At 54.2% G+C, this 11,974-nt stretch carries 15 protein-coding genes; 7 read left to right on the forward strand and 8 right to left on the reverse strand.

The window, feature by feature from the left end; all coding sequences use genetic code 11:
* Together VAE48_RS12680 and frr are read right to left on the reverse strand one after the other, a co-directional pair.
* On the reverse strand, positions 1–158 hold a 158-nt coding region (locus tag VAE48_RS12680), incomplete at its 3' end, for an undecaprenyl diphosphate synthase family protein (protein WP_322793711.1).
* Between the two features lie 8 nt (positions 159–166).
* Positions 167–724: a ribosome recycling factor gene (gene frr, locus VAE48_RS12685; protein WP_322793697.1), complete on the reverse strand. Its 558-nt coding sequence runs from the start codon at positions 722–724 to the stop codon at positions 167–169.
* A 166-nt stretch (positions 725–890) separates the two neighbouring features.
* Between frr and VAE48_RS12690 the strand changes: the two genes are divergently transcribed.
* The gene (locus tag VAE48_RS12690) at positions 891–1,712 is read left to right on the forward strand and encodes a hypothetical protein (protein ID WP_322793698.1); all 822 of its coding nucleotides are present in this window, start codon (positions 891–893) and stop codon (positions 1,710–1,712) included.
* A gap of 18 nt (positions 1,713–1,730) precedes the next feature.
* On the forward strand, positions 1,731–1,988 hold the full coding sequence (locus VAE48_RS12695) for a hypothetical protein (protein WP_322793699.1): 258 nt from the start codon (positions 1,731–1,733) through the stop codon (positions 1,986–1,988).
* Here VAE48_RS12695 and VAE48_RS12700 read toward each other — a convergent pair.
* Genes VAE48_RS12700 through VAE48_RS12725 form a run of 6 tightly spaced genes read right to left on the reverse strand, consistent with a single transcriptional unit; the run spans position 1,952 to position 7,374 of the window.
* The gene (locus tag VAE48_RS12700) at positions 1,952–3,004 is read right to left on the reverse strand and encodes a hypothetical protein (RefSeq protein ID WP_322793700.1); all 1,053 of its coding nucleotides are present in this window, start codon (positions 3,002–3,004) and stop codon (positions 1,952–1,954) included. The two genes, VAE48_RS12695 and VAE48_RS12700, sit on opposite strands and share 37 nt — an antisense overlap.
* Positions 2,997–3,689, reverse strand: a complete 693-nt coding sequence (locus VAE48_RS12705) for a metallophosphoesterase family protein (RefSeq protein ID WP_322793701.1) — start codon at positions 3,687–3,689, stop codon at positions 2,997–2,999. Before VAE48_RS12705 ends, VAE48_RS12700 begins: the two co-directional genes overlap by 8 nt.
* Positions 3,686–4,108: a holo-ACP synthase gene (gene acpS, locus VAE48_RS12710; protein ID WP_322793702.1), complete on the reverse strand. Its 423-nt coding sequence runs from the start codon at positions 4,106–4,108 to the stop codon at positions 3,686–3,688. Before acpS ends, VAE48_RS12705 begins: the two co-directional genes overlap by 4 nt.
* Positions 4,105–5,409 carry a pitrilysin family protein gene (locus tag VAE48_RS12715; RefSeq protein ID WP_322793703.1) on the reverse strand — a complete coding sequence of 435 codons (1,305 nt, stop codon included), beginning with the start codon at positions 5,407–5,409 and terminating at the stop codon, positions 4,105–4,107. The genes acpS and VAE48_RS12715 overlap by 4 nt, the downstream gene beginning before the upstream one ends.
* Complete coding sequence (locus VAE48_RS12720) at positions 5,409–6,698, reverse strand: pitrilysin family protein (RefSeq protein WP_322793704.1); 1,290 nt, start codon at positions 6,696–6,698, stop codon at positions 5,409–5,411. The genes VAE48_RS12715 and VAE48_RS12720 overlap by 1 nt, the downstream gene beginning before the upstream one ends.
* Before the next feature lie 16 nt (positions 6,699–6,714).
* Entirely contained in the window at positions 6,715–7,374 is a 660-nt protein-coding gene (locus VAE48_RS12725) for a hypothetical protein (RefSeq protein ID WP_322793705.1), read from the reverse strand.
* 263 nt (positions 7,375–7,637) lie between these two features.
* Here VAE48_RS12725 and VAE48_RS12730 point away from each other — a divergent pair, with 263 nt between their 5' ends.
* The 5 genes from VAE48_RS12730 to VAE48_RS12750 all read left to right on the forward strand — a co-directional run.
* A complete protein-coding gene (locus VAE48_RS12730; protein WP_322793706.1) occupies positions 7,638–8,027 on the forward strand; it encodes an NAD(P)-binding protein in 390 nt (129 codons plus the stop codon).
* Between the two features lie 12 nt (positions 8,028–8,039).
* Positions 8,040–8,984 (forward strand): hypothetical protein, encoded by a 945-nt coding sequence (locus VAE48_RS12735; protein WP_322793707.1) that lies wholly within the window; start codon positions 8,040–8,042, stop codon positions 8,982–8,984.
* 98 nt (positions 8,985–9,082) lie between these two features.
* The gene (locus VAE48_RS12740; protein WP_322793708.1) at positions 9,083–10,066 is read left to right on the forward strand and encodes a thiamine pyrophosphate-dependent dehydrogenase E1 component subunit alpha; all 984 of its coding nucleotides are present in this window, start codon (positions 9,083–9,085) and stop codon (positions 10,064–10,066) included.
* Positions 10,059–11,045 (forward strand): alpha-ketoacid dehydrogenase subunit beta, encoded by a 987-nt coding sequence (locus VAE48_RS12745; RefSeq protein WP_322793709.1) that lies wholly within the window; start codon positions 10,059–10,061, stop codon positions 11,043–11,045. The genes VAE48_RS12740 and VAE48_RS12745 overlap by 8 nt, the downstream gene beginning before the upstream one ends.
* Before the next feature lie 17 nt (positions 11,046–11,062).
* A partial coding sequence (locus tag VAE48_RS12750) for a biotin/lipoyl-containing protein (protein ID WP_322793710.1) occupies positions 11,063–11,974 on the forward strand: 912 nt, incomplete at its 3' end.

Here is an 11,974-nt window from a genome sequence, read left to right on the forward strand (position 1 = left end):
CGGATAATGGTGCGTAAATTTTCAGTGCCTGCCCGATGCCCGGCAAGGCGGGGTAAGCCGCGCGCCGCTGCCCAACGTCCATTGCCATCCATGATAATGGCCACATGGACGGGGATTTTGGTCAAGGTGGATGAGGCGATTGCCTCTGTTTCAGACATAAGTGGTATTAAAACTCCATGATTTCTTTTTGTTTCATTTCTCCGATGCGGTCAATTTCGCCGATCATTTTATCGGTCAGTTTTTGAAGTTCGTCTTCGCCTTTTTTGAGTTCGTCCTCGGAGATCAATTTATCTTTTTCAAAATCGCGCAGGTCTTTGAGTATGTCGCGGCGAACGTTGCGGATGGCAACTTTGGCTTCTTCAAGACGCTGATTGACCAGCTTGACCAGATCTCGCCGGCGTTCCTCGGTCAACGGGGGCAGGTTCAGCCGGAGGGTTTTGCCATCATTGTTGGGGGTCAGGCCCAGATTGGAGGTGATAATGGCGCGTTCTATGGCTTTGAGGCCGGAGGTATCGAACGGTTTGATCAACAGGGTGCGTGCGTCGGGTACGCTGATGCTGGCCAGTTGCATGAGAGGGGTCGGTACACCGTAATATTCCACCGGCAGTTTCTCGATCAGGGCAGGGGTTGCCCGTCCGGTACGAATGCCCGCTAAATCGTCTTCCAAAGATTGGATTGCGCCTTTCATGCGATTTTCGGCATCTTTGACTGTTTCTTTAATCACCGCAACCTCCTTGTCAGATGAGTGGAATGTCAATTTGCTGCAATTGCTGGTGTGTTAAGGATACCGCAAAATAGCAAAAAATACCACCGGTTAAATATTTTATCGGTTTATTGACAAAATAGAATAAATGTTCTATAATGATAAAAAGTTTGTAAAGGAGTGTGCCATGATTTCCTTACCTATCGTGGATGTACCGGTTCAGACAAGTGAAACAATCTCGGTTGATTTCCCAAAAACCATTACGCAAAACGGTGTGAATCCTTCCGGTAATCGGATACCGGAATACAACCTTCGTGCTTATCTGAATTCACTGTTGCCACTTCCGCTGCGCACCGGATTGCTGGGAATTGACCTGAATGAAAATCCTTTGCTGTTTGATTTAATGGACCCAAAACCGGGTGCGATCTTGGTCGTATCCGATCGGGATGCCGGCAAAATGCGCCTGGTAAAAACGTTGTTGTATTCATTGATATTTGCCAATCCCCCTTATGAGATTCAGGTTTCGCTAGTCAGCGCAAGGACCAGTCAATGGAAATATGAATTCGATCATTTCAATGCTTATTTTTCCCATTTCACCAACAATTACGATCATCCCGCAGCCAAGGCGATTTTAGATGAAGCAGACCGGGTAGAAAGCCGTCAGCATGGACGCAATGAAGGGGAATGCCGCCTGTTGATTCTGGATGGATTTGATACCCTTCCCTACATGGATTTTGATGTCCGCTTGAATTTTGAATGGCTTTTACAGGAAGGACCATTTTATGAGGTCTGGCCAATTGTGATGATGGACAGCCGTACTGCGGCGGAAGAGAAAAAATGGGTTGAAAAATTCAAAACCCGCATCATCGGTCGAATGAAAGATGCCCGATTGGCAGCTTCTTTAAGCAACCTGCCGGAATTAAATTCCAGCTCAATGATGAATGGAAAAGAATTTGCGGTTCGGGTTGGAAATCGAGAGCATCACTTTTATCTTCCCGATTCCATATAACCCCTGGAGGTACTGACAATGAACATTGGTATGCTTTGGTTCGATAACGATCAAAAAACCGATCTGGCGTCCAAGATTAAACGCGCCGCAGATTATTACGAGAAAAAATATGGAGTGCGCCCGGATGTATGTTTCGTTCACCCCAGTATGATGAGCGAAGAAACCCTGCAGCGGAACGGCATCATCATCAAAACCAACCGGCGAATCTTACCCAACCATTTCTGGCTCGGAGTACAGGATCAATCGGTTAAGTCACTTTCTTCCTTATCCGGTTGATTGGCACTTTTATCTCTTCTAGTTTCTTCAACATCCACATCCAGCATCATTTCTTCCGGCAGGATTCCCAGTTCCAAATCGGAGGCCTCTTCCAACCCTTCAGCCACCAGACGGGTCAGTTTGCGAAAGAGGTTGATCAATTTTCTAACCGGATTGGGAGAGTGTCCTTCGGCAAAACTGCGGGCTGCGTCCTCTAATTTGATTTCCTGCCGGAATTCTTCCCGCAGGTAATAGAGATGCTCGATAATCCACAAATACAGGTCGGCTGAAGTGCGCCCGGGGAATTCTTTGCAAATCCCCAGCTCATGAATCACCTTGACCAGGGGTGAGTAAACCTCGTCATACCACGAAGCAACGGCTTCCTCCAACGTTACTTCCGATCCGCGCTTTTCGCCCATGTACCAGCGGTGCACCTGAATATGCTCCAATAACTTTGGATACATACCCGGCAGGGTTAGCTCAATGTTGGCCTCGGGACGCAATTCATGCAGGCGTGTTTGCTGGTAAAACTCCGATTTCTCGTGCATCCGCACCAGCCAGTTGATATCGGTGTTTTCGTCAATTGGAATATCGGTCACAATTTCGGTAATGTAAGCATCAATGAATTTTTGCCCTTTCTCGCGGGCTACCGAAACACGATGGTTACCGTCTTTGACAAAGTACACCTCACCGATTTTATACACCTCAATCGGGGGCAGTTCAATTTCCTTTAGTTTGGCCAGATCAATACTCACCCAGCGGGAGCGGATATGGCGGTGGCGGGGCAGGAAGGCGCGGTCAAAATCGTTATAACGGCCTACACTGCCAACGATTTTTTCAATCGGAATCTGGCGCACACCCACATCGTACTGTCCACGCACCGGTAGATATTTGCGGACTTCATCAAAAGCCAGCAATTGATTGGTGGATTTGTTGAACCAACCCAACACGGAACGCCAAAAGCCCTTGCGAAGGGCTTGTTCAAAGTCTTCGCGGGCAACTTTTTCAAAAAATGATGAATTGAATGAATTACTCATATTTGATCCTCCGCCCCAGACTGGTTTGCATATCGGGCAGCGGCCGATTGACTTGTTGAAAATTAAACTGGATTTCGCGATAACCGTAGCAATTGATGACGGTTGTGTTGCCAACTTTGGTTTCTATCTCGGTATCATTCCGATAGACATGGATATGTCCATGCAGGTGGTAGGTGGGCTGGAATACCTTAATCAGCCAGTTGAAAGCCTTAATTCCGCGGTGGGGCAGATCATCCATATCATGAATACCCCAAGGAGGGGCATGGGTTACGAAGATATCCAGATATCGCCCAAAACGGAGTTTATTCAGCATCAGAGCCGGAGTAAGCCCCAGCACCATCCACCACATTTCGGCCTGGGTGTATTGATGCGGGCCGTAATTGTAACGCAGACTTCCTTCGATGCCAGCCAGCAAAATTCCCTGCGGGGAGCGGACGGCGCGGCGGTGCAGATCAATTGCCCCCCATGGCGAACTCCGTTCGCCGGCGGTAGTGATTTCCACTTTGCTGGCGTGATTGCCGCGCACATAATAGAGCGGGCGGTCCAGCACACTGACGATGAATTCCAGGTAGTAATACGGCAGATCGCCGCAACTGATGACTAAATCAACGTTCTTGAAACGCTGTCCAATTTGAACGTTGTAGATAAATCCCAGTTCAATATCACTGACCGCAAGGATGTTCATTCCAAACCGGCATCTGCATCCCGCTCCCGTTCGGGAAAGGGACGTTCATGGCTGCTTCCCAAAGCAACGGCAATCGCAACGGCATGTGTGCGGGTATGGCTGATGCTGACCGACCATTGCTCCAAACCCAGGTACTTAGCAATTTTAGCAGCATTTCCGTGCAAGTAAAGGACGGGTTCGCCGCGCTGACCATCCAGACATTCGATATCCTGCCAGCGGACGAAACCGATACCCGTGCCGAGCGCTTTGGATACGGCTTCCTTGACCGCAAATCTTCCGCCCAGATATTCGGTTTGGTTGCCCGATTCAGCCAGTTCTGCCGGGGTGAATACTCTCTTCAAGAATCGCTCGCGGATTGATGGTTTGACCGTGTCCAACCGCTCAATTTCAACCAGATCCACGCCGGTTCGTAAAATCATGGCTCATTGCTCCAATCCGGTCCTGCGCTGACAATAACCATGCCGCTGCCGTTCAGGTAACGGCGGGCGGTTTCCAGCACTTCTTCACGACTCACCTTTTCGATAATGGTTGGATAGCGGCGGTAATAGTCCAGACCCAGTCCGTAGCGTTCAATGTTGAGCAGGGCGCCGGCAACACCCGAATTTGACTCCAGCGCCAGCGGCAGGCGGCCGATCAGGTTGGCCTTACTGTCCGCCAGTTCAACCTCGGTGACCGGTTCACGGGTAAAGTGGGCAATTTCGCGACGAATCAGGTCAATTGCCCGCTGCAGATTTTGCGGTTCAACGCCGGCAGAAACCTCCCACGAACCGGCGGCAGTCGAAGCGACCAGATTGGCCGCCGCATAATAGGCCAGTCCATGTTTTTCGCGGATGACTTCGCCAATGCGTCCCATCATTCCCATCTGACCGAGGATATTGTTGCCGACAATTGCCGGAAAGAAATCCGGGTCGGTGCGCCGCGGCCCGATTGTGCCCATCACCAGATCAGTCTGGCTTTTGCCCTCAATGGAAACATGCCGGCGGATGTCCTGCGCTGGTGGGCTCAGGTTGGGATAATCCACCCCGGCTGGCGTCGTTTGGGTTTTCCATGAGCCAAGATAGTGATGTACCCATTCGGCGACCTGAGCCGGTTCAATTCCGCCGACAATCGCCAATACCATTCCGGCAGGGGAGTAAAACTGATCATGAAAATCCAGCAAATCCTCACGCTGGATGTTTTGAATGGTATGCGGGTAACCGTCTTCCGGTTTGCCGTAGGGGTGACCATCAAAAAGGACTTCATCGAAAACCAGCGATGCCATTTCCGCGGTATCCTGCGCGCGGATTGCCAGCCCGGTCAGGTGCTGGACGCGCAGTCTTTCCACCTGATCGGTTGGAAAGGCGGGTTGGATGAGCACCTCGCTGAGCATTTCCAACAGCATGGGCAGGTCTTCCACCAGACAGCGTCCGCCAAAACTGACCGTATGGACGCTGCCGGCAAACCCCAAACTGGCCCCGGCGGTTTCAAGCGTATCGAAAATCTGTTGAAAATTCCTGCGCTGGGTTCCGCGTGTCAATGCCAGGGCTGTTAAATAGGCCAGCCCCAGTTTTTCCGGCGGATCGTACTGGCTGCCGGCCGGCAGAAAACCGCTCATCACCACCGATGGACTGAACGGATTGCAGCGCATCATGAGGGTGATGCCGTTTTCCAGCTCAAATCGCTGGATGTCATCGGCTCCCGGCAAGGTGTGGAGTACAGCGGGGGAGGCGCGTCCGTTCATCAAACCTGGCCTCCATTGAGTGGATAAAAAATGCCCACCACACGCTGGTTGGGGGGTAACCAGCGCTGGGCAGCCCGCTGAACATCGGCCGGGGTTACTTCGGCGAGGCGGGTGAGATAGCCGCTGAACCAGGTGTATTCGGCGAACATTTCGGCAAAGCCCAGCCAGAAGGCCTGATTGGTGATGTTTTCACTGCCGTAAGCAAACATTGCCCGCGCCTGTTTAATGGCGCGTTGAATTTCCTGCGGGGAAACAGGCGTATCTTGCAGGCGCTTGATTTCATCATCTATTGCGGCCAGCACTTCATCGGGATTGCTGTCGGGACGCAGGGTGATGGTCAAATCATACAGGAAGGGGTCGCAGGTTGCCTGCATTCCCCCCGAAACACCCACAGCCAGTTCTTTTTCGATCAAGGCGCGGTACAAACGGCTGGTCTTGTTGGAAATTCCGCCGCCGCCAAACATATTCAGGCTGGTGGGACCTGCCAGCAGCGAATCCAGAACCGTCATGGAGAAAAAGTCCGCATCCACGGCGGCAGGAGAGCGGTAGGCAATTTGCAGGTAAACCGTTTCGCCGGGGCCGCTGACCGCCAGATGCCGCTCTTCGGGAACGGGAGGTTCGGGTGTGGTTGGGTTTTCAGCCGGTTTGCCAGCCGGGATAGCCCCATACCAGTCTTCGATCTGCCGAAGGGTCTCCTGGGCATCGAAATCGCCGGCGATGGCGATCAGTGCGTTGGCAGGGTGGTAGTAGCGCCGGTAATGCTCGTAAAGCTCATCGCGCTGGATGTTTTGCAGGTCTTCAGGGGTTCCGATGACTTCATTGCGGTAAGGATGTTGTTCAAACGAGGCTTTTTGCACGGCATTGCTGAGCAGGAAGAGCGGTTCATTCAGGTTGCCGGCCAGTTCCGAAAGGATGACCGTCCGTTCCGCTTCCACTTCCTGCGGGTCGAACAGGCTGTTGATCATGCGGTCCGATTCGAGTTCCAGCGCGAGCGCCAGATGATCGGCGGGCAGGGTTTCAAAGTAGGTCGTCCAGTCCATGTGGGTAAAGGCGTTCCAGCTGCCGCCGGTACGGGCAATGGCTTTATCCGGCGTACCGGGCGGAAAACGCGGTGTGCCTTTGAATTGCATGTGCTCCACCCAGTGGGAAATTCCGCGTTTGCCGTTTTGTTCATAGCGCGAGCCGACCCGGTACCATACCCAATGACTGATCAACGGGGCGGTATGGATTTCTTTCAATTGTACGGTCAGACCGTTGGGGAGTTGGGCGCGCAGGATGTCTTCAGCCATGGGAAGGGTCGCTCGACTATTCTCCGAATAACCACAGGCAAAGCGGCAGCGGCGGGGTTCCGCACAGTGCTTCAGACCACGAATTGGGGGTTTGCTTCAACAGTTCACGGTACGGCAGCACCACTTCCTGCAAACCGGTAAAGGGTTCGTGCAGGTCGGTTTCCCGCAGCGGAATATCTACAACCACATCCAGATTAACCGGTATTTCCTGATCTACCGGCACCTCCAAATCCAGAAAGATGGGCAGGTCGGTGCCGGCTTTGAGAACGATGTCGGCCGGAGCGTTGTAGATGGTTAATCCACCGGTATTCAAGCGCAGCACCTGTGCGTTGGCAAGCAGGGTGTCTTCGGCAAGGGTGACGGTGGTTGGTGTTTTGATGTGGAGCGTGAAATTGGCGCGCACTTTTTGATCGCGCACCGGGATGGTGGTGCGGATGTGGGCTTCATCCATGCGCACAAAATTTTGATACAGCCCTTCAATCAACTGATCGGAGAGGATGCGCTTGAGGGTAAACAGCTGACTGCCCAGGCCGATCATAACGGCGATGAGGATGACGTTCACAATAAGGGAAAGAATGCCGGTAATCGTCCAGAATGGGGGCAGTAACCGGTTCAGGCGTATCATCTGTCGCAGAGGAGCAGGGGGCTGAGAGGGGTTGGTGATTTCTGGTTCCATCGCTTCACTTTATATAACGTCAGTTTGGGAAAATTCATTTCCGAATTGGATTGAGCATTCTTGGCCCCCTCCTGCCTCCCCTAAAACCGCTTTGTCGGTTTTGGGGGAGGTGCAGGTGGGGGTCGGTTGGACTACGATGCTAGGGCTGACCTTGTGCCAGACTCACGTTTGTATACCAATATAGCACAGGCGCAAAAAAGAAGCGGATAAAACGGGGTATAATTAATTTCAGTTCGTCATCTTCGTCCACCGGGGTATGACTCATGGAGCAATCTGACCGCCACATTGTGGCAATTGTGGGTGCAGGACCGGCGGGGTTGTTTGCCGCTCGAGAACTGGCAAGTCAGGGAGTGCAGGTTGTGCTGTTCAACCGGGATATCAAGCCCGGGGGGCTGGCAGAATACGGCATATACCCGGATAAGATCAAAATGAAGACCGGATTGCGCGCCCAATTCCGGCAAATTTTAGAGATGCCCAATGTGGAATATTACGGCAACGTGCTGATTGGCCGGCAGGGGGATTTAAGTCTGGAGGACTTGCAAGGAATGGGATTTCAGGCCATTCTGGTGGCTGCTGGCGCACAGGGGACGAAGTGGCTGGGGCTGCCCGGTGTACATTTACGGGGGGTTTATCACGCCAAGGATGTGGTTTAGCATTACAATAAATTGCCGCCATTCAGCCAGCAGGAGCTGGAAATTGGCAAACGGGTGGCAATTATCGGGGTGGGCAATGTGATGATGGACATTGCCCGCTATTTGATTTCGGTGCGAAAGGTGGATGAGGTGGTGGCGTTTGCCCGCCGCGGCCCGGCAGAGATCAAGTTTGACCGAAAAGAATTGGAGGCAGTGGTCGCAAACCTGGATCTGGCGGTATTCGACCGCGAGATTGACCGCGTAGCCAAAGAGATGCGTGCTTTGGGGCAGCATCCTGAAGTTGCCAAAGAGTTCATTCACGCGGCTGCTGCCCGCGGGGTGTGGATGCAGAGTCACACCCTCTTCTGGATCCGCTTCCTTTCCTCGCCGCGCCGCATTCTGGATGACGGCAAAGGACGAGTGGGTGGGCTGGAGATCGAGGATACCCACCTGGTGCTGGAGGATGGAGAGGTCAAAGCGCGCGGGCTGGGGCAATTCCACATTTTCGATGTGGATACGGTCATCTTTGCGATTGGCGACCGGGTGGATGAAAATTTGGGATTGCCGGTGCACAATTTTGCCTTTGATAAAAATCCCAATCCGCGCTTTCCCATCGAGGGCGAGTCCTACGAAGCCTATGACAGTGAAAAGAACGAGCCCATCGAGGGCGTTTTTGTGGCGGGCTGGTCGCGGAAAGCCTCCAGCGGGTTGGTGGGTGTGGCGCGCAAAGACGGTGTGAACGGGGCGCGGGCGGTTTTCCAGTATTTAGCCAATTTGCCGCCTGCCCGGCCGGATGTTTTATCCAAAGTACAGGAAGCGCTGACCAGCCTGCCGCACCCGGTCGTGACGCGGGAGGCGCTCAAATTGCTGGAAGCCGCCGAACAGGCAAAAATGCAGGAACTGGGGGCGGAGGATTTCAAATTTGCCTCCAATCAAGAGATGCTGGAAGTAATGGGTTTGCTTAAGGCGGTATCCTGAGTGGAGGTCGCCGTGAAATGGGTTGTAACGGGCGGGTGTGAAAATCAATCAGCGTATTCTCCCCGTCCGTTTTATTTTGCCAAAGGAGGAAAAGCAGAATGACCTTGAGTGAGGAAACTCGTCTGGAAATGTACTGGATGATGCTGCTCGCCCGCCGGTTGGATGAACGCGCCTGGGTGCTGCACCGCCAGGGAAAAATTGCCTTTCATATCTCAGGTATCGGGCAGGAGGCGGCCCAGGTTGGGGCTGCCTTTGCCCTGCGGCGCGGCTATGACTGGGTAGCCCCGTATTACCGCGATCTGGCGTTGCTGTTGTGCCTGGGTTACGAACCGCGCGAATTCATGATGAGCCTGATGGGCAAGCGCGAAGAACCCAGTTCCGGCGGACGGCAGATGCCCAGCCATTGGAGTTTGAAGCGGGCCAACGTCGTCAGCCACTCGGCGGTGGTCGCCACGCAATGTTCTCACGCCACGGGAATCGGTCTGGCAATCAAAATGCGCCGGGAAGATAAAGTGGTTCTGGCCAGTCTGGGCGAAGGTTCAACTTCACAAGGTGAATGGTATGAAGCCGTCAACTGGGCGGCGGTGCATCAACTACCGGTCGTCTTTCTGGTGGAAAACAACCAGTATGCCATCTCGGTGCCGGTGGAAAAGCAAATGGCGGTACCCAGCGCGGCTGACCGCGCCTGCGGGCTGGGTTTGCGCGGCGTGGCTGTGGATGGAACCGATGGGTTTGCCGTTCATCAGGCTTTTGTGGAAGCGGTTGAACTGGCGCGCAGCGGCAAAGGCCCTACCCTGATCGAAGCCAAAATGTACCGCATCACCCCGCATTCTTCCGATGACGATGACCGCACCTACCGTTCGCGGGAAGAAGTTGAGGAACATAAAAAACGCGATCCGCTGCTGGTCAACCGGCGTATTCTGGAAAAAGAAGGCCTGTTGAACGCTGCCCGGCTGGAGGAGATGGAAAGCCGCGCCAAAAAGATTGTGGATGAAGCGGTGCAATACGCCGAGCAGGCGCCCTACCCCGCTGCAGAAGAGGCGGCCTACCCGGTGTATGCCGAGGAGGTGCGCCATGCCTGAAATTACTCTTGTGGAAGCCATTCGACAGGCGATGGATGAGGAAATGGCGCGCGATGAACGCGTCTTCATCGTTGGTGAGGATGTTGGCAAGCGCGGCGGGGTCTTTCGCGCCACGGTTGGCCTGTTTGAAAAATATGGCGAAGAACGGGTGATCGACTCGCCGCTGGCAGAGCTTTCCATTGTCGGCGTTGGGATTGGGGCAGCCCTGTATGGTATGCGCCCGATTTGCGAGATTCAATTTGCCGATTTCATTTACCCGGCTTTCAATCAAATCGTCAGCGAAGCGGCCAAAATGTGCTACCGTTCGAACGGCGAATGGACGGTGCCGATGGTCATCCGCGCGCCATATGGCGGCGGCATTGGCGGCGGGCTGTATCATTCTCAAAGTGTAGAAGCCTTCTTTGCGCATGTGCCGGGTTTGAAGGTGGTGATACCTTCCAATCCCTACGATGCCAAAGGATTGCTCAAATCGGCGGTGCGCGATCCGAACCCGGTCATCTTTCTGGAACCCAAGAAGGGTTACCGTCTGATTCGCGGCGAGGTGCCGGATGGAGAGGAAATTCTGGTGTCCATCGGCCCGGCCAGGGTCAGCCGGCAGGGCAGTGACCTGAGCCTGTTTGCCTACGGCATGATGCACTACTACGCCTTACAGGCCGCCCAAAAAGCCGCCGAGGAAGGCATTGATGTGGAGGTGGTTGACCTGCGTACCCTTTACCCGGTTGACCGCCAGGCGATTCTGGCATCGGTGCGCAAAACCGGCAAGGCGTTAATTGTGCATGAGGATAATCTCACCGGCGGTTACGGAGCCGAAATTGCGGCGACCATTGCCGAAGCCGCCTTTAGTGATCTGGATGCGCCGGTGCGCCGCCTGTGCGGCCCGGATGTACCGGCGGTGCCTTTCAGCCACCCGATGCAGGAGTGGTTCATGCCAAATCCGCAGAAAATTCTGCAGGCCATCCGCGAACTGGCGGCTTTTTAGGTGTGTAAGGAGGAGCCATGGCTACCAAAGTGATCATGCCTCAGCTGGGTGAGTCGGTTGTCGAAGGGACTGTCACCCGCTGGTTGAAGGAAGAAGGCGAAACAGTCGAGGAATTTGAATCGCTGCTGGAAGTGAATACCGATAAGGTCGATTCGGAGATTCCCAGCCCGGCGGCGGGTACTTTACTGAAGATTGTGGTGCCGGAGGGCGAAACGGTCAAAGCCGGTACGGTGATTGCCTGGATTGGCGAACCGGGAGAAAGCATCCCGGATGAAGGAGGAGCCGGCCGCCTGCCTGCCGCAGAAAAGCCGGGAGAGACTCAACCTGTGCCGTCTGTGGCCGTGCCCGCACCAGGCCGCGACCAGGACCTGGGATTCATCTCGCCGGTGGTGGCGCGCCTGGCGCAGGAATATCAGGTTGACCTGAGTCAGATCAAAGGCACGGGGCAGGGCGGGCGCATCACCAAAAAGGATGTGCTGGCTTACCTTGAACAGCGCGAAAAACAGCCCGAATCGGAACAGCCGGCCATCTGGGAGACGCCGGGGGAGGGAGATTTATTCCGTCCAACCGAATTGATGTTCCCGGCCGGTCAACCGGCTGTGGAAGCCAAACCACCAGCCGCGCCGCAGCCACCGGTTGGAACATCAACCGGCAGCCGCCTGATTCCGCATACCAAAATCCGCAAGAACATTGCCGAACATATGGTGTTCAGCAAACGCACGGCGGCCCACGTGACCACCGTCATGGAAGCCGACCTGAAGCAGGTGGTGGCGCACCGTGAGGCGAACAAGGCCGTGTTCGCCCGCGACGGGGTCAACCTGACCTATACGGCCTACTTTGCAGCCGCGACAATTGCCGCCCTCAAAGCCTACCCGCAGGTCAATTCCTCATGGAGTGAGGAAGGTTTGCTGCTGCATTCCGAGATCAAT

It is taken from the genome of Bellilinea sp. (assembly GCF_034432615.1).
In the GTDB taxonomy this organism is placed as follows: Bacteria; Chloroflexota; Anaerolineae; order Anaerolineales; family Anaerolineaceae; genus Bellilinea.

Bases quoted from the DNA above. Each gene is read 5' to 3' on its own strand.
- VAE48_RS12690 (WP_322793698.1), top strand. From the start codon at position 891: ATGATTTCCTTACCTATCGTGGATGTACCGGTTCAGACAAGTGAAACA.
- VAE48_RS12700 (WP_322793700.1), bottom strand. From the start codon at position 3,004: ATGAGTAATTCATTCAATTCATCATTTTTTGAAAAAGTTGCCCGCGAA.
- VAE48_RS12715 (WP_322793703.1), bottom strand. From the start codon at position 5,409: ATGAACGGACGCGCCTCCCCCGCTGTACTCCACACCTTGCCGGGAGCC.
- VAE48_RS12725 (WP_322793705.1), bottom strand. From the start codon at position 7,374: ATGGAACCAGAAATCACCAACCCCTCTCAGCCCCCTGCTCCTCTGCGA.
- VAE48_RS12730 (WP_322793706.1), top strand. From the start codon at position 7,638: ATGGAGCAATCTGACCGCCACATTGTGGCAATTGTGGGTGCAGGACCG.
- VAE48_RS12745 (WP_322793709.1), top strand. From the start codon at position 10,059: ATGCCTGAAATTACTCTTGTGGAAGCCATTCGACAGGCGATGGATGAG.
- VAE48_RS12705 (WP_322793701.1), bottom strand. From the start codon at position 3,689: ATGAACATCCTTGCGGTCAGTGATATTGAACTGGGATTTATCTACAAC.
- acpS (WP_322793702.1), bottom strand. From the start codon at position 4,108: ATGATTTTACGAACCGGCGTGGATCTGGTTGAAATTGAGCGGTTGGAC.
- VAE48_RS12695 (WP_322793699.1), top strand. From the start codon at position 1,731: ATGAACATTGGTATGCTTTGGTTCGATAACGATCAAAAAACCGATCTG.
- VAE48_RS12720 (WP_322793704.1), bottom strand. From the start codon at position 6,698: ATGGCTGAAGACATCCTGCGCGCCCAACTCCCCAACGGTCTGACCGTA.
- VAE48_RS12740 (WP_322793708.1), top strand. From the start codon at position 9,083: ATGACCTTGAGTGAGGAAACTCGTCTGGAAATGTACTGGATGATGCTG.